Here is a 15619-nt window from a genome sequence, read left to right as displayed (position 1 = left end):
CATTCATGGCCAGTTATGATCTTACGCTCAAGCGCTCCGAGCCGGTGGCCGACGGCACCCTGGCGCTGTTCTTTGAGCGGCCCGCCGGCTTTGACTACAAGGCCGGGCAGTGTGCCCGGCTGGCGCTGGTGGATCCGCCGGAAACCGACGACGAAGGCAATGGCCGCATTTTGTCACTGGCGTCGGCTCCCGCCGAGGGAGAGCTGATGGTGGCCACCCGCCTGCGCGATACCGCCTTCAAGCGGGTACTGGGCGGGCTCAGGCCCGGCGCCGCGCTCACCCTCAAGGGCCCCTACGGTGACTTCGTGCTGCCCGCCGATGGCCAGGTGCCCGTGGTGTTTATTACCGGCGGCATTGGCATTACTCCGGTGCGCAGCATGGTGCTGCAGTCTCTGAGCGAGGGGCATAACGGCGCCATCACCCTGCTTTATGCCAACCGCAGACCCAAAGACGCCGCCTTTCTCGACGAGCTGCGGCAGGCCTGTGCCGGGCGCAGCAATTATCGGGTGGTGCCGATCATGACCCAGGATGCCGGCTGGCAGGGAGAAACAGGCCACCTGGATGTGGCCATGCTGCGTCGCCATGTTATGAATCTGACTGCGCCGCTGTATTACCTGGACGGTCCGCCCGGGCTGGTGAGTGCCATGAGATCCGTGCTGAGCGAGGCCGGTGTGGCCGAGGATCGCGTGCGTACCGAGGAATTCGCCGGATATTAGCGACGGTGTGACATCCGCGAAAATAGACCTGATTCGGCTCTGTGTGTAAAATTCGTGCTCTTTTTGTTGAACAACGAGATCACGCCATGGGCAGAGCCTATCAAAACCGCAAAGAATCCATCGCCAAGACCGCCAACGCCAAGAGCAAGGTCTACAGCAAGTACGGCCGCGAAATTTACGTGGTCGCCAAAGCGGGCGGCGCCGACCCCGATGGCAACCTGAGTTTGCGTGGCCTGATCGATCGCGCCAAAAAAGATCAGGTGCCTTCCCATGTGATTGAAAAGGCATTGCAAAAAGCCACCAGCGGTGCCGGCGAAGACTTCTCCCCGGCCCGCTACGAAGGCTTTGGCCCGGGCAACTGCATGGTCATCGTCGACTGCCTCACCGATAACCCCAACCGCACCATCGGTGACATCCGTCAGTGCTTCAACAAGGTCAAGGCCAAACTGGGCAGCTCCGGCACCGTCAGCCACATGTTTGACCACTGCGCCATTCTGGTGTTTGAGGGCGACGATGAGGAAGCGGTACTGGAAGCACTGATGATGGCCGACGTGGACGTGACCGACATCGAGCTGGAAGACGGCAAGGTGACCGTGTTCGCCCCCAATACCGAATACTTCAAGGCCAAGCAGGCCCTGAGTGAGGCCTTTGAAGGTATCGACTTCGAGGTGGACGCCATTCAGTTCGTGCCCCAGACCACGGTGGAAATCGGCGGTGACGATGTGGCCCAGATGGAGCGCTTCCTCGACATGCTCAACGATGTGGACGACGTGCAGAACGTCTATCACAACGCCGAATACTGAGTTCGCACAGTTGTTGCAGAAAAACCCTCCGCTCGGAGGGTTTTTTTATGGCCGATTGCGTGCCACTGATCACAAAATTGATAACAATATTTTTTATTTTTGTGAAATTACGAGAATGAAAGGGGTGCTTAATGTGTCCCTTTCTGAGTCAGTTATACAGCATACGGTTTTTATTTTTTCTTTTTTATCAGTGGTTTTTTTGTTTTTCGTGAGGGTGGTGCCGGAGCGGTATCATGGATCCTCAGGCCGGACGGCAGCAAAACAGGATGCACATTCGTGTTTACAGATCGTTAACGATTGTCCCATAATAAAATCGTTAACGATTAACCAGGTTTGCTGTGAACAAGGAGTCAGTATGCGGATCAAGATCATCAACCCCAACACCACCCAGTCGTTTACCGATGCGCTGCAGCGGCTGGCCGACGGCGTGGCCCGGCCCGACACCGAAGTGCTGGCGGTCAGCCCGGCCAGCGGGCCGGCTTCAATTGAAAGTTTTTACGATGAGGCGCTGGCGGTGCCCGGTGTACTGGAGGAAATCGCTCGGGGTGACCGGGAAGAAAACATCGACGCCTATGTGCTGGCCTGCTTTGGCGACCCCGGCCTGTATGCGGCCCGGGAGCTGACCGACAAGCCGGTACTGGGCATTGCCGAAGCGGCCTTTCACATGGCGAGCATGGCCGGCGCCTGCTTCAGCGTGGTGACCACGGCCCCCAGAGTGCGCTTTATGACCGAGCACCTGGTCAGCCGTTACGGCTTTGGCGAGCACTGCAAGCGTATTCGCACCACCCCCATGCGCGTGCTGGATCTGGCCACATCGCCCGAGGCTGCCATCGCCAAGGTCATTGCCGAGTGCCGGCTGGCCATGGAAGAAGACAAGGCGGAGGCCATTGTACTGGGCTGCGCCGGCATGTCGGCCCACCGGGAGTTTATCGAGCGCGAGATAGGCATTCCGGTGATCGACGGCACCGTGGCCGCGGTCAAGCTGTGCGAGGCCATGGTGGATATGAAACTGGGGACCAGCAAGGTGCTGACCTTTAACTGGCCACGCCCCGAGCTGGCCGCACCGGGCAAGGGGCTGAAAATCGCCTGAGCCCACCCGTAAACGCACGGCCAACGACGGCCGGCGCAGGATGAGGGCGGCAACGCCTTCATGTGATGGAATACCGAGGACTAGACTATGGCTATTCAGAATATCAACAGCGAAGCCGCCATTCCCATGACCACCGGCAAGGCCGAACCGGCACCCGCCGCCGGTCACGACAAAAAGGCCGGAGAGGAATCCCTGGCACCGCAAAAGCACCGCATTATGGGCCGGGTCTCCTACCTGCTGGCCTGGTTTGGCGGTTGCGTGTCGATCGGCACCTTTACCATGGGCTCCAGCATTGTCGGCACCCTCAACCTGACCCAGGCGGTGGTGGCCATCGCCATCGGCTGCTTTGTGATCGGCATTGCCCTGGCACTGAACGGCGCCGCCGGCTACAAGTACGGCATTCCCTTCATGGTGCAGGCCCGGGCCGCCTTTGGTTTTTCCGGCACTCGCTTTCCCGGCCTGGTGCGGGCGGTGCCGGCCATTGTCTGGTACGGCTTTCAGAGCTGGATAGGGGCGGGGGCGCTGAACGCAGTGTCGGCCACCCTGTTCGGCTTTGACAACCTGGTGCTGTTCTTCGTGCTGTTCCAGTTCCTGCAGATCGGCCTGTCCATCTTTGGCTTCCAGGGCATCAAGTGGCTGGAAAACGTGGGCAGCGGCTTTATTCTGCTGGCGCTGGTGTACATGTTCTGGAGCGTGATCAACCGTTATGGCGACGAGATCACCGCCAACCTGGTGAACATGGAAGGTACCTGGGGTGTGCCCTTCTGGGGCGCGACCATGCTGTTCCTCGGCATTTACAGCACCATGATGCTGAACGTGAGCGACTACTCCCGTGAGCTGAAGGAAGGCACCAAGCCGGGCCTGCTCACCCTGATCTACGCCATGTCCATTCTGCCCTGCACCCTGTTTATGGGTCTGATCGGTCTGATGGTGTCCGGCGCCACCGGTGTGTCCGACCCCATTCAGGTGTTCTCCAGCGCCGTCGACAACACGCCGCTGCTGGTGACCACCCTGCTGTTTATCGCCTTTGCCCAGGTCACCACCAACGTGCTCAACAACGTGGTGCCGCCCACCTACATCCTGATGGACGTGTTCAAGCTGAAGTTCCGCACCTCCACCATTCTGGTGGGCCTGCTGGCCTTCTGCACCTTCCCCTGGGAACTGGTGAAGGAAGAGTCGTCCGCTGGCCTGCAGCTGTTCGTGCAGACCTACTCCGCCTTTCTCGGTCCCATCTTTGCAGTGATGGTGGTGGACTACTTCATTCTGCGTCGCCGCAAGCTGGATATCGACAAGCTGTATGACGAGAATGGCCCTTACAAGGGCGTGAACTACGCCGCCGTGATCGCTGCCCTTACCGGCGCCGTGGTGGCCCTGACCTTCTCCTCGGTGTCCTGGTACGCCAGCCTGATCCCTGCCGGCCTCACCTACTTCCTGCTGATGCAGTACTGGCAGCCCTGTCAGCGTTTCCGTCAGTAACGCACCCGCCCCGTCCATCGGACGGGGCTTCACCATCACGACCCTGTCATTTCATGGAGATAGCACCTTATGCCAAAGCTAAAGTCATGGTTATCTACATTCAAACTCTCTACTTGCGGCCTGCTCAGTATTCTTGCCCTGCCCTCGGTCGTGCAGGCAGAGCAACAGGTCCAGAATGTGCATATGACCGGAGCGAAAGGAGCGGATACCATCAAAACCATTGTGCTTATCAACCCCAATTCAAACACCAAGGCCACTGAATCCATGGCTGAGCTTGCCAGGCTGGAAACCAAAGGCGTCGCCAGGCTGGTGGCAAGAAGCAACATGGATGCCCCGCCCTTGCTCACGACGCCTCAGGATATGATTGACGCGGCGCCAGGCGTGGTGGCGGTAGGGGTAGAAGCCGCCCAAGACAAGCGGGTGGCGGCGCTCATCGTATCGGCCTTCAGTGATCCGGGGCTGGAAGAACTGCGCGCGGCGGTAGACATTCCGGTGTTTGGTATCGGTGAGGAAGTGTTTCATGAGGCTGCTCGCGGCAATCGAGCATTCAGCATTGTGACCGTTACCCCGGATGAGGCGTTGATTGAGTCGTTCCGGCAAAAGGCCGAGGCCCTGGGCTATGCGCACCTGTATCGAGGCGTCAGGGTGACGTCCGGTGATCCATTGGAGCTGGTCAAATCACCAGAAAAGCTTGATGCGGCGCTGGCGGGCGCGGTGCAGGAGTCACTTGAAAAAGATGAGACAAAGGCTGTAATTATGGGGGGAGGCCCGCTTTCGGCATCCGCACTGAGGTTGCAGCCGCACTTTGATGTGCCATTGGTCGTCGCGGTCAATGCCGCTGCCCGTGCGGCCGTCGCAGCGATTCAGGGGGAATAGGCCGGCACCGTTTTGCCGGCGTCCCGCGATGCTCAGCGCGTCAGTAAGCCCCCACTCGGTCCATGTGTCGAGGGGGGCCTAGTGTATTTTAACCATCAGGATGAACGTCATGGATGACAAGCAACTCGAAATAACCCATCACGATCCACTGCTCTATAACGAGGATCTGGCCCCGATCAAGCACAGTGATCGCAGCTGGGGCTGGTTTGAGATCTTCAACGTCTGGTCCAACGACATTCAGAGCCTGTTCGGCTATACCCTGGCCGCCTCGCTGTTTCTGAGTTACGGCCTGAATGGCTGGGCGGTGATGGCGGCCATTGTTCTGGCCGGGGTTATCGTTATGGTGCTGGTCAATCTGACCGGCAAACCCAGCGTTAAATACGGCATTCCCTTTCCGGTGATGATTCGCTCCAGCATGGGGGTGCGCGGCGCCAACTTTCCGGCCCTGCTGCGGGCCATTATCGGCATCTTCTGGTATGGGGTGCAGACCTACTTTGCCTCCACCGCCGTGACCCTGCTGCTTACCGCCCTGTGGGGCGCCGGCGACAGCCAGTATCTGGGGCTGTCGGGCACCGCCTGGCTGTCGTTCGTGATTGTCTGGCTGTTCCAGATCATGCTGTTCTGGCAGGGTATCGACAAGATCAAGATCTTCCTCAACTGGGCCGGCCCCCTGGTCTACGTGGTGATGCTGGCGCTGATGGCCATCGTCTGGTATCAGGCCGGTGATCAGCTGTTGCCGGCGGTGGCCACCATCTTTGATGGCGGCGGCGACTACCAGGGCAGCGACCTGGCGGCCTTTACCGCCATTGTCGGCACCATGGTGGCCTATTTTGCCGCCGTGGTGATCAACTTCGGCGACTTCACCCGCTTTGTACGCAGCGAGCGGGAGATGAAAATCGGCAACCTGGTGGGATTGCCCCTCAACGTGGCCTTTTTCTCCTTTATCGCCCTGATCATCACCGCCGGCACCCTGGTGCTGTTTGGCGAGGCGCTCACCAACCCCGCCGACATCGTGGAGCGGGTGGACTCGCTGCCCCTGACCATTATTGCGGCGCTGACCTTCTTTGCCGCCACCGTGGGCATCAACCTGGTGGCCAACTTTATTCCGCCGGCCTATGACCTGGCCAACCTGTTTCCCAGGGCGATCAGTTTTCGCATCGGCGGCCTGATCACCGCCGTGGTTGCCTTCTTTGTGGGCGCGCTCTGGGTGTCGGTGATAAGCCAGATTGGTATTCCCGGCTTCGTCAATGCGCTGGGAGCCATAGTGGCGCCCTTCTACGGCATCATCGTGGTGGATTACTACCTGGTGAAGCGACAGCAACTGAACATGCAGCAGCTGTTTTCCCGGGATCCTGAAGGGGCCTATTTTTACCAGAACGGCTGGAACAAAAAGGCGCTGACAGCCTTTGGTCTGGCGGCGCTGTTTTCCATCGCCACCGTCTGGGTGCCGGCCCTGGCCGATCTCAATGGCTACGGCTGGCTGATCGGCGCGGCGCTGGGCGGCCTGTTCTATTACTGGCTTGCTTCCCGCAGCCGGGGCTGACACGTTGTGGCGAAAAGCGGCCTCGGTGAGGTCGCTTTTTTATTGTTTTTAACAAATGTGGGCATGATTGTTGACAATGCAAAGCCATGTTAATCTTTGGTTAAGCAACGAGCACACAGGAAACGCCCATGAACAATAAAAACAATGATCTGGACAAGGTTTACCAGCGTATCTGGGAGGCCATTGTCGCCCACAAGCTGCTGCCGGGCACGCGGCTGAAGGAAGAGGAGTTATGTGAAACCTTTGGGCTCAGCCGGGGCTTTGTGCGCAAGCTGCTGCTGCAGTTATCACACGACAAGCTGGTTAATCTGGTGCCCAACAGCGGTGCCTTCGTGACCGAGCCCTCGCCGGAAGAGGCCCGGGATATTTTTCAGGCCCGCCGGCTGATCGAGGCCGAGCTGGTGCGGGAACTGGCCAGCAAGTGCACTCTGCGGGAGAAAAAGCTGCTGCAGGAACACCTGGAGAAGGAACATCAGGCGGCCGAGCAGGGGGAGCAGAGCCTGCGCATTCGGCTGTCTGGGGAGTTTCACCTGCTGATCGGCAAGCTGGCCAACAAGCCGGTACTGACGTCTTTCCTGCACGAGATCATTCCCCGTTCCTCGCTGATTGTGGCGCTGTACCAGAGCGGCGCGCGCAAGGGACATCATCATGGCATCAGGCCGTCTTGCGGTGATCACAACGAGCTGCTGGAAGCCATTGCCGGCCACCATACCGAGCGGGCGGTGCAGCTGATGATTGACCACCTCAACGACATTGAGGCTCAGTTGCAACTGGAGCCGCAGACCGAGGAAGACGTCAACCTCAAGCATATCTTCGCCGACCTCTGAGGCGGACTGCGGCTCGGTGTTATTGCCGGCAGGTGTCGTTGCAGGCGCTGATCAGCCGTTCCGCCAGCAGCTTGCTGTGGGCCGAGAGCTGGTCCTGGGCGTGCAGGGTGAGCTCCAGATCCGGTACGTCCGGCAGGCCGTCGTCCTCGGAGAGGATGCGGTGGTTGGCGGTCACCAGTCGTCGCGGCAGCAGCGAGATGCCAAAGCCGGCTTCCACCGCGCAACATACTCCTGACAGGCTGGTGCTGACATAAGCCAGCCGCCAGCTGCGGCCCAGGCGATCAAAGGTGTGGGCCATTTCCCCCCGATACAGGCCACCGATGGGAAAGGTCACCAGCGGCACCGGCTGGCTGGCGAGGTTGTCACTGTCCAGGCCGTCTATCCAGCACAGCGGCTCGGGCCAGCTGGCCAGGCCCGGCACGCTGCCCGGCCGCTGCTTGACCAGAGCCAAATCCAGCTCGCCGCGCTGAAACTGCCGCCAGATATCGCTGCACAGGCCGCTTTTTACCTCCAGCCGAATGCCGGGATACTGATCGGCAAAGGCGGAGAGGGCGGGCATGATGGCGTGGGTGGCAAAGTCTTCCGGCACCCCCAGGCGAATTTTCTGCTGCTCTATGCTCAGGCTGGTCTGGGCCACGGCTTCGTGCATCAGCTGCAGAATGCGCCGGGCATAGTTGAGCACCCGTTCGCCTTCCAGGGTGGCGGTAATATAGCGGCCCTTGCGGTTAAGCAGCTCGCAGCCGAGCTGGGATTCCAGCTTGCGCACCTGCTGGCTGACGGTGGACTGGGTGAGGTGGGTGCTGTCGGCGGCGCGGGTAAAGCTGCCGGTGTCGACCACGGCGACAAAGCTGCGCAGCAACACCGGATCCAGGGTGGTCAGTTGGGTCATTCCGTCTTCCAGTGGGAAAGTCACTGGGTGCCAGTGTATTATTTAATTTATAAATTATCCAGGTATGCTCTACAATCCATGTGTTCAGCATTTAAGCGGTATGGCCCATGAGTTGCCGTGCTGCCTTCGTTGGCAATGACCAACCATTTCAAGCATAAAAGGACGAAGTAATGGCCCGTAATACCTATTATGCCCCCAAGGGCGGTCTGCCCCCGCAGACTCAACTGATCCACGATCGTGCCGTATTCACCGAAGCCTACGCCGTTATTCCGAAAGGCGTAATGAGCGACATCGTGACCAGCTTCCTGCCGTTCTGGGATGAAACCCGCCTGTGGGTTATCGCCCGTCCGATGAGCGGCTTCTCCGAGACCTTCTCTCACTACATCATGGAAGTATCTCCCCAGGGTGGCAGCGAGAAGCCTGAGCTGGATGCCGGTGCCGAAGGCGTTATCTTCATCGTTGAAGGTGAAATGACCCTGACCCTGGAAGGCAAAGAGCATCACATGGATCTGGGTGGCTACGCCTACCTGCCGCCGGGTGCCAAGTGGACCGTGAAGAACAACAGCGACGCCCCCGTGCGTTTCCACTGGCTGCGCAAGGCCTACGAATATGTAGACGGCATCGACGTGCCGGAGGCTTTCGTGACCAACGAGAACGACATTGCGCCGACCTCCATGCCGGACACCAATGACGTGTGGGCCACCACCCGTTTCACCGATCCGACCGATCTGCGCCACGACATGCACGTGAACATCGTGACCTTCCAGTCTGGCGGCGTGATTCCGTTCGACGAAACCCACGTTATGGAGCACGGCCTGTACGTGCTGGAAGGCAAGGCGGTTTACCACCTGAACCGGGACTGGGTTGAAGTGGAAGCCGGTGACTACATGTGGCTGCGCGCCTTCTGCCCGCAGTCCTGCTACGCGGCCGGCCCGACCCGTTTCCGCTACCTGCTGTACAAGGACGTGAACCGCCACATGGTGCTGAACTCGTCCCCTGCTTACCGCGGCAACCGCAAGTAAGCAGTCTCTGCCAGACAAGGGGCGGCCATGGGCCGCCCTTTTTTGTTTCTGTTCATTCGCGGGCTGACCTAAGATAACCGGCAAAACCATGCTGGAACGTTCCAAGGTGCACAAGGCCAACCTTAACCTGTTACCCACCCTCAAGGCATTGCTGGATACCCGCAATCTCAGTCGAGCGGCCGAGCTGCTGCACCTGAGCCAGCCTTCCATCAGCAAGCAACTGACGCAATTACGCCGAGAGTTCAACGACGAGTTGCTGGTCCGCGAGGGGCAGCGCTGGCTGCTGACGCCCAGGGCCGAAGCATTGGCGCAGGAGCTGGCCGACTCGCTGGGGGCCCTGGAGCGGCTCTATGCCACCCCCGACTTCGAGCCCGCCCGCTGCCAACGGGTATTTCGGCTGGCATCGTCCGACTATGTGGCCCAATACATACTGCCGCATATCTGTGCCGAGCTGATGCGTCAGGCGCCGCTGGCTGCCTTGGAGTATGTGTCGTGGGACAAGAGCCAGTTGCCGAACCTGTGGCATTCAGGGCTGGATATGGTGTCGACCATTACCGACGAAGTGCCCGAGCTTGTTCGTGGCCTGTATCAGGGGGAAGACAGCCTGGTGGTGCTGATGGGGCAAAGGCACCCCCTGGCGGGCCGGGCCATCAGCCTGTCGGAATACCTGGACTGGCCGCACCTGCAGGTGAGCGGTGGCGGTGACAAGGACAGCCCGGTGGAGCAGGTACTGGCTCCTCAAGGGCTAAGCCGGCGCTGGTTTGCCCGGGTTCCCTTTTTTCAGGCGGCCGTCGAGGTGCTGTGTCGCACCGACTGCCTGATGACCACGCCGGCGCACATCGCCTGGCACTTGTCGCAGCAGCATGAACTGACTTATGGCTCCCTGCCGTTTGCCACCCGGCCTCAGCAATACCATCTGATGTGGCATCAACGGCATCATCAGGATCCGGCCCATCGTTGGTTTCGAGAGCTGGCCTACCCCTTTTTACGGGATCACCTGCGGCGCACCGTTCGCGAGAGTCGTGTCAGTCTATAGCCATAGGCTATGGCTTGTATTCATAACTTTCATTTTTTGAATGGTGTTGGCGGCATTAAGCTGAGTGTCATTCAAAGGCAGGTATATACAGGAACGATACGATGGAATTTTCCAGCTGGCTGGCCCTGGCGGCCATCTGCATCATGGGGGCCATCAGCCCCGGCCCCAGCCTGGCGGTGGTGATCCGCAACACGGTGCGCGGTGGTCAGGGGCACGGCGTGCTCACCGCCCTGGGGCACGGCCTGGGCGTGGGGCTCTATGCGCTGATCACCGCGTTGGGGCTGGCGCTGTTGATCACCCGCAATCCGCTGTTGTTTGACGTGATTCGCTACGGCGGTGCCGCCTTTCTCGCCTGGCTAGGCATCAAGGCCTTGCTGGCGAAGCCGCAACCGGGGACGGTAAATGAAGGCGGCCATTCGGTGCGCGGCCGTCAGGGCGCCTTTGAGGGCTTTATGGTGGCCTTTCTCAACCCCCAGCTGGCGATTTTCTTCGTGGCCCTGTTCAGCCAGTTCGTCCGCGCCGACACCGGCTGGCAGCAGGGTGGCATCATGATGCTCACCGCCGGCGGCATTGATGCGCTCTGGTATGTGCTGGTGGCCTTGTTGCTGTCCCGCGGGCCGGTGCTGGCCTGGCTGAAGGCCAAAGCGGCGCTGATCGACAAGATCAGTGGGTTGGTGCTGCTGGCGCTGGCCTGCAAGGTGGTGTTGTAAGCCGAGCTCGAAACGTGCGTCATGGTTGTGCGCTGGATCAAAGTTTGGTAGCCTTTCGCGGTCAAAAAATCGGCCTGTTAACCCGGTCACGGTTTTAATCACACTTGCAACCAATGGAAGCCAGCAGTTGAGTCCCATGTTGTATCTGCCCACCGCCGAACAATGGCACGACCTGATGTCGCTGTCACGGATCGGTATGGACGGAGTTGGGGTGCTCGGTGCCATCATGGTGCTGGAAGTGCTGGGCAACTGGTTGCTGAGCTGGACCGGACTGTCGGCCGATATTTTTGAATACCAGGCGCAACTGGCGGATCTGTTCCCCATTGATGCCCTGAAATCCCTGCTCTGCACCAGCCTGCTGGTGTTTGCACCGCTGCTGCTGCAGTGGCTGCTGATGTTGCTGCATCTGCTGCTGCAACACCTTAACTGGCCGAGAACACACCATTCCAGGCCGGCTCTCTCCACATCTCCAAAGCCTCGCCGTGCCCTGCTGAGGGCGCACAGCTGCCGGGCTCCACCGATGTTTTCATTCGGGTTCTGATCCTTTTTCAAACGCTGTTGTAGGGCGCCGTTACCGCGTTTGCCGGTAGCCGTCTGCCAGCCGTGCTTGTCAAGGCGGTCGATCCCGCCACTGCGTATCGCTCGATACCCATAACTGTCTTGCCGTGCTGTGCGGCAAGCTGGCACCTTTAGGGATAGGGGAAGGTTTCCTTTGTTTATTCGAAAGTTAGTTAACCTGCTATTGGCAGGGGCGGCGTCCTTTGCGCTGTCCGGCTGCGAAGGCGGCGTGCTGGATCCCAAGGGTCAGGTCGGCGCCGATGAGAAGTATCTGATCATCGTCGCCACCTGCCTGATGCTGCTGGTGGTGATTCCGGTGATCGTGATGACGCTGTTCTTCGCCTGGAAATACCGTGAAGGCCGCGACGAGATCTATGCCCCCAAGTGGGCCCACTCCACCAAAATCGAAACCGTGGTGTGGGTGGTTCCCATCATCATCATCGTGGTGCTGGGCATCATCACCTGGCGCTCCACGCACGCGCTGGACCCGTACAAGAAGCTTCAGCACGACAAGGACCACCTGGTGGTGCAGGTGGTGTCACTGAACTGGAAGTGGCTGTTCATCTATCCGGAGCAGGGCATTGCCACCGTCAACGAGTTGGCGTTTCCCACCGATGTGCCGGTGGAGTTTCGCATTACTTCCGACACCACCATGAACTCCTTCTTCATTCCCCAGCTGGGTAGCCAGATCTACTCCATGGCGGGCATGGAGACCCAGCTGCACCTGATTGCCAACGAGCCCGGCCGTTACGACGGCATCTCCGCCAACTACAGCGGTGAAGGCTTTACCGGCATGAAGTTTGACGCCATCGCCACCCCCGACGAGGCCGGCTTTGAGGCCTGGGTCGACAAGGTGAAGGCCGCCGGCAACACCCTCGACCTGAGCGTGTACCAGCAGCTGGCCGAGCCCAGTGAAAACCATCCGGTGGAATACTTTGGCGATGTCAGCCAAGGCCTGTTCCATGACGTTGTGATGAAGTTCATGCAGGATCATCACCCCATCGCGGGCGATGAACATTCGCATCATCTGTCCGCCAGCATGATGATGGAGGCTGAGAAATAATATGTCGTTATTAGGTAAACTCACACTCGACGCCGTGCCCTACCATGAGCCCATTATCATGGTAACCCTGAGCGTTGTGGCCATCGCCGCCGTGGTGATCGCCTTTCTGGTTACCCGCTACAACAAGTGGGGCGTGCTCTGGCGCGACTGGATCACCTCGGTGGACCACAAGCGGCTGGGCATCATGTATATCATCCTGGCCTTTGTCATGCTGATCCGCGGCTTTGCCGACGCCATCATGATGCGGGCGCAACTGGCGCTGTCCACCAACGGGGCCGACGGCTATCTGCCGCCCGAGCACTACGACCAGATTTTCACCGCCCACGGTGTCATCATGATCATCTTTATGGCCATGCCATTCATGATCGGCCTGATGAACATTGTGCTGCCGCTGCAGATCGGTGCCCGCGACGTGGCCTTTCCTTTTCTCAACAACCTCAGCTTCTGGCTGGCGGTGTCCGGCGCCGTGCTGGTGAACATCTCCCTCGGTCTGGGTGAATTCGCCAAGACCGGCTGGGTGGCCTATCCGCCGCTGTCGGAGCTGGATTTCAGTCCGGGCGTGGGGGTCGACTACTACATCTGGGCGCTGCAGATTTCCGGTATCGGTACCCTGCTGACCGGGGTGAACTTTCTGGTGACCGTGTTCAGAATGCGGACGCCGGGCATGAAGCTGATGCAGATGCCGATCTTCACCTGGACCTGTACCTGGGCCAACATTCTGATCGTGGCGTCCTTCCCGATCCTGACCGCGGTGCTGGGCATGCTGACCCTGGACCGTTACCTGGACTTCCACTTCTTTACCAACGACGCCGGCGGCAACGCCATGATGTACATCAACCTGTTCTGGGCCTGGGGTCATCCCGAGGTGTACATTCTGATCCTGCCGGCCTTTGGCATTTTCTCCGAAGTGATCTCCACCTTTACCGGCAAGCGCCTGTTTGGCTACAACTCCATGGTCTGGGCCAGTGGCGCCATCTCGGTACTGGGCTTTATCGTGTGGCTGCACCATTTCTTCACCATGGGCTCCAGTGCCAACGTCAACGCCTTCTTTGGCGTGATGACCATGATCATTGCGGTGCCCACCGGGGTGAAGCTGTTCAACTGGCTGTTCACCATGTATCGCGGCCGCCTGCGCATGACGGTACCGGTGCTGTGGACCCTGGGCTTTATGACCACCTTTACCATAGGCGGCATGACCGGTGTATTGCTGGCGGTGCCCGGCGCCGACTTTGTGCTGCACAACAGCCTGTTCCTGATCGCCCATTTCCACAACACCATCATTGGTGGCGCCGTGTTCGGTTACCTGGCGGGCTTTGCCTTCTGGTTCCCGAAGGCCATGGGCTTTCACCTCGACGAGAAGCTGGGCCGAGTGTCGTTCTGGTGCTGGCAGATCGGCTTCTACGTGGCCTTTATGCCGCTGTATGTGCTGGGTTTCCTGGGCATGACCCGTCGCCTCAACAGCACCGACAACCCGGCCTGGAACTTCTGGCTGTATCTGGCCGCGGTGGGTGCCGTGTTTATTCTGGCTGGCATCGTGGTGCAGTTCTACCAGCTCTATAAAGCCTTCCGTGACCGCGAAGCGAACAAGGATCTGACCGGTGACCCCTGGAACGGCCATACCCTGGAATGGTCCACCGCGTCACCGCCCCAGTTCTACAACTTCGCCAAACTGCCGCGCGTGCGTGATATCGACGCCTTTACCGACATGAAGGAACAGGGTGACGCCTACCAGGCGGGCAACTACCAGCCCATTCACATGCCAAAGAACACCGCCTGCGGCGTGCTGATTGGCGCGGCCGCGACCGCCGCCGGCTTTGGTGCCATCTGGCATATCTGGTGGATGGTGATCGCCGGTCTGGTGGCCAGCTTTGTGATCTTCCTGTGCCGGGCCTATGACACCGACACCGACTATTACGTGCAGCCCGACGAGGTCGAGCGCATCGAGCAGGAACACCTGCGCAACGTGATGATGAAGGAGGCCTGATGGAAGCCGTATCCGTTGATCTCAAACAGGTGCAGGCGCACCACCACGAAGAGCACCACGACACCGGGGGCAATACCCTGTTCGGGTTCTGGCTCTACCTGATGACCGACTGCCTGCTGTTCGCTTCGGTATTCGCCACCTATGCGGTGCTCTATATGAACACCGCCGGCGGCCCGGGCGGCCGGGAGCTGTTCGATTTGAAATTTGTGGCGGTGGAAACCGCGGTGCTGCTGGTCTCCAGCATCACCTATGGCTTTGCCATGCTGGCCGGCCACAACCACAAGCGGGGCTCGACCCTGCTGTGGCTGCTGGTGACCTTTGCGTTGGGGGCCACCTTTATCGGTATGGAACTCTATGAGTTTCATCACCTGATCGAGTCTGGTAACGGCCCCAGCCGCAGTGCCTTTCTCACTTCTTTCTTCACCCTGGTGGGCATGCACGGTCTGCACGTGACCGCCGGCCTGGTGTGGATGTTGGTGCTGATGATTGAGCTGGTGAAGCGGGGCACCGGCCCGCGCACCCTGACCCGTCTGGGCTGCCTGAGCATGTTCTGGCACTTCCTCGACGTGGTCTGGATCTGTGTATTTACCGTGGTGTATCTGATGGGGGCAATGGCATGAGTCACAACCATGACGCCGTGGATCACGGCAGTGTGAAGTCCTATCTCACCGGCTTTGTGCTGTCGGTGATCCTGACCGCCATTCCGTTCTGGGCGGTGATGACCGGCGAGCTCAGCCCGGGGGCCACCCTGGCCACCGTGGTGGGCTTGGCCATTGTGCAGATTGTGGTGCACCTGAAGTATTTCCTGCACCTGAGCTTCAAGCCCGGCAGCCGGGAAAACACGGTGGCGTTTCTGTTCTCCGCCCTCATTATCGTGATGGTGGTGGGCCTGTCGGTGTGGATCATCCTCAGCGCCAACGAAATGATGATGTACTGAGGCGGCTTCCGGCCCGGAGTGACCCGGGCCGGTGCACTCCTCTGATGTTATGCACAAACACAGGTAAACCGGGTTTCATCCCAAGGGGC

Annotated in this window: 16 protein-coding genes; 15 read left to right on the top strand and 1 reads right to left on the bottom strand. The window is 59.7% G+C overall.

Annotation, left to right across the window (positions count from 1 at the left end):
• The first annotated feature begins 5 nt into the window (after positions 1 to 5).
• From B6S08_RS12735 to B6S08_RS12705, 7 genes are all read left to right on the top strand, one after another.
• Positions 6 to 716 (top strand): ferredoxin--NADP reductase, encoded by a 711-nt coding sequence (locus B6S08_RS12735; RefSeq protein ID WP_094201186.1) that lies wholly within the window; start codon positions 6 to 8, stop codon positions 714 to 716.
• Positions 717 to 802: 86 nt separating this feature from the next.
• The gene (locus B6S08_RS12730) at positions 803 to 1519 is read left to right on the top strand and encodes a YebC/PmpR family DNA-binding transcriptional regulator (RefSeq protein ID WP_094201185.1); all 717 of its coding nucleotides are present in this window, start codon (positions 803 to 805) and stop codon (positions 1517 to 1519) included.
• 355 nt (positions 1520 to 1874) lie between these two features.
• Complete coding sequence (locus tag B6S08_RS12725) at positions 1875 to 2609, top strand: aspartate/glutamate racemase family protein (protein ID WP_094201184.1); 735 nt, start codon at positions 1875 to 1877, stop codon at positions 2607 to 2609.
• 87 nt (positions 2610 to 2696) lie between these two features.
• Entirely contained in the window at positions 2697 to 4085 is a 1389-nt protein-coding gene (locus B6S08_RS12720; RefSeq protein WP_094201183.1) for an NCS1 family transporter, read from the top strand.
• 69 nt (positions 4086 to 4154) lie between these two features.
• Positions 4155 to 4961, top strand: a complete 807-nt coding sequence (locus B6S08_RS12715; RefSeq protein ID WP_240919618.1) for an aspartate/glutamate racemase family protein — start codon at positions 4155 to 4157, stop codon at positions 4959 to 4961.
• Positions 4962 to 5070: 109 nt separating this feature from the next.
• Positions 5071 to 6504 carry an NCS1 family nucleobase:cation symporter-1 gene (locus B6S08_RS12710; RefSeq protein WP_094201182.1) on the top strand — a complete coding sequence of 478 codons (1434 nt, stop codon included), beginning with the start codon at positions 5071 to 5073 and terminating at the stop codon, positions 6502 to 6504.
• Between the two features lie 128 nt (positions 6505 to 6632).
• Positions 6633 to 7331 (top strand): GntR family transcriptional regulator, encoded by a 699-nt coding sequence (locus tag B6S08_RS12705; RefSeq protein ID WP_094201181.1) that lies wholly within the window; start codon positions 6633 to 6635, stop codon positions 7329 to 7331.
• Between the two features lie 19 nt (positions 7332 to 7350).
• Here B6S08_RS12705 and B6S08_RS12700 read toward each other — a convergent pair whose 3' ends face one another.
• Complete coding sequence (locus B6S08_RS12700; RefSeq protein WP_094201180.1) at positions 7351 to 8220, bottom strand: LysR substrate-binding domain-containing protein; 870 nt, start codon at positions 8218 to 8220, stop codon at positions 7351 to 7353.
• Positions 8221 to 8390: 170 nt separating this feature from the next.
• Here B6S08_RS12700 and B6S08_RS12695 point away from each other — a divergent pair, with 170 nt between their 5' ends.
• From B6S08_RS12695 to cyoD, 8 genes are all read left to right on the top strand, one after another.
• Positions 8391 to 9242, top strand: a complete 852-nt coding sequence (locus B6S08_RS12695) for a bifunctional allantoicase/(S)-ureidoglycine aminohydrolase (RefSeq protein WP_094201179.1) — start codon at positions 8391 to 8393, stop codon at positions 9240 to 9242.
• A gap of 106 nt (positions 9243 to 9348) precedes the next feature.
• On the top strand, positions 9349 to 10278 hold the full coding sequence (locus B6S08_RS12690) for a LysR family transcriptional regulator (RefSeq protein ID WP_094201300.1): 930 nt from the start codon (positions 9349 to 9351) through the stop codon (positions 10276 to 10278).
• A gap of 101 nt (positions 10279 to 10379) precedes the next feature.
• Positions 10380 to 10988: a LysE family translocator gene (locus B6S08_RS12685; RefSeq protein ID WP_094201178.1), complete on the top strand. Its 609-nt coding sequence runs from the start codon at positions 10380 to 10382 to the stop codon at positions 10986 to 10988.
• Positions 10989 to 11124: 136 nt separating this feature from the next.
• Complete coding sequence (locus B6S08_RS12680) at positions 11125 to 11529, top strand: hypothetical protein (protein ID WP_240919625.1); 405 nt, start codon at positions 11125 to 11127, stop codon at positions 11527 to 11529.
• 171 nt (positions 11530 to 11700) lie between these two features.
• Positions 11701 to 12609: a ubiquinol oxidase subunit II gene (gene cyoA / locus B6S08_RS12675; protein WP_094201177.1), complete on the top strand. Its 909-nt coding sequence runs from the start codon at positions 11701 to 11703 to the stop codon at positions 12607 to 12609.
• Between the two features lies 1 nt (position 12610).
• Positions 12611 to 14593: a cytochrome o ubiquinol oxidase subunit I gene (cyoB, locus tag B6S08_RS12670; RefSeq protein ID WP_094201176.1), complete on the top strand. Its 1983-nt coding sequence runs from the start codon at positions 12611 to 12613 to the stop codon at positions 14591 to 14593.
• Positions 14593 to 15213, top strand: a complete 621-nt coding sequence (gene cyoC, locus B6S08_RS12665; protein ID WP_094201175.1) for a cytochrome o ubiquinol oxidase subunit III — start codon at positions 14593 to 14595, stop codon at positions 15211 to 15213. Before cyoB ends, cyoC begins: the two co-directional genes overlap by 1 nt.
• Entirely contained in the window at positions 15210 to 15530 is a 321-nt protein-coding gene (gene cyoD / locus B6S08_RS12660) for a cytochrome o ubiquinol oxidase subunit IV (RefSeq protein ID WP_094201174.1), read from the top strand. The genes cyoC and cyoD overlap by 4 nt, the downstream gene beginning before the upstream one ends.
• Positions 15531 to 15619 lie beyond the last annotated feature (89 nt).

Origin of the sequence: Oceanimonas doudoroffii, assembly GCF_002242685.1 — a bacterium.
GTDB lineage: Bacteria > Pseudomonadota > Gammaproteobacteria > Enterobacterales > Aeromonadaceae > Oceanimonas > Oceanimonas doudoroffii.
The sequence above is the reverse complement of the archived record's forward strand: the minus strand, read 5'-3'. Positions and strand labels throughout refer to the sequence as shown.

Bases quoted from the DNA above. Each gene is read 5' to 3' on its own strand.
- B6S08_RS12735 (WP_094201186.1), top strand. From the start codon at position 6: ATGGCCAGTTATGATCTTACGCTCAAGCGCTCCGAGCCGGTGGCCGAC.
- B6S08_RS12730 (WP_094201185.1), top strand. From the start codon at position 803: ATGGGCAGAGCCTATCAAAACCGCAAAGAATCCATCGCCAAGACCGCC.
- B6S08_RS12725 (WP_094201184.1), top strand. From the start codon at position 1,875: ATGCGGATCAAGATCATCAACCCCAACACCACCCAGTCGTTTACCGAT.
- B6S08_RS12720 (WP_094201183.1), top strand. From the start codon at position 2,697: ATGGCTATTCAGAATATCAACAGCGAAGCCGCCATTCCCATGACCACC.
- B6S08_RS12715 (WP_240919618.1), top strand. From the start codon at position 4,155: ATGCCAAAGCTAAAGTCATGGTTATCTACATTCAAACTCTCTACTTGC.
- B6S08_RS12710 (WP_094201182.1), top strand. From the start codon at position 5,071: ATGGATGACAAGCAACTCGAAATAACCCATCACGATCCACTGCTCTAT.
- B6S08_RS12705 (WP_094201181.1), top strand. From the start codon at position 6,633: ATGAACAATAAAAACAATGATCTGGACAAGGTTTACCAGCGTATCTGG.
- B6S08_RS12700 (WP_094201180.1), bottom strand. From the start codon at position 8,220: ATGACCCAACTGACCACCCTGGATCCGGTGTTGCTGCGCAGCTTTGTC.
- B6S08_RS12695 (WP_094201179.1), top strand. From the start codon at position 8,391: ATGGCCCGTAATACCTATTATGCCCCCAAGGGCGGTCTGCCCCCGCAG.
- B6S08_RS12685 (WP_094201178.1), top strand. From the start codon at position 10,380: ATGGAATTTTCCAGCTGGCTGGCCCTGGCGGCCATCTGCATCATGGGG.
- B6S08_RS12680 (WP_240919625.1), top strand. From the start codon at position 11,125: ATGTTGTATCTGCCCACCGCCGAACAATGGCACGACCTGATGTCGCTG.
- cyoB (WP_094201176.1), top strand. From the start codon at position 12,611: ATGTCGTTATTAGGTAAACTCACACTCGACGCCGTGCCCTACCATGAG.
- cyoC (WP_094201175.1), top strand. From the start codon at position 14,593: ATGGAAGCCGTATCCGTTGATCTCAAACAGGTGCAGGCGCACCACCAC.
- cyoD (WP_094201174.1), top strand. From the start codon at position 15,210: ATGAGTCACAACCATGACGCCGTGGATCACGGCAGTGTGAAGTCCTAT.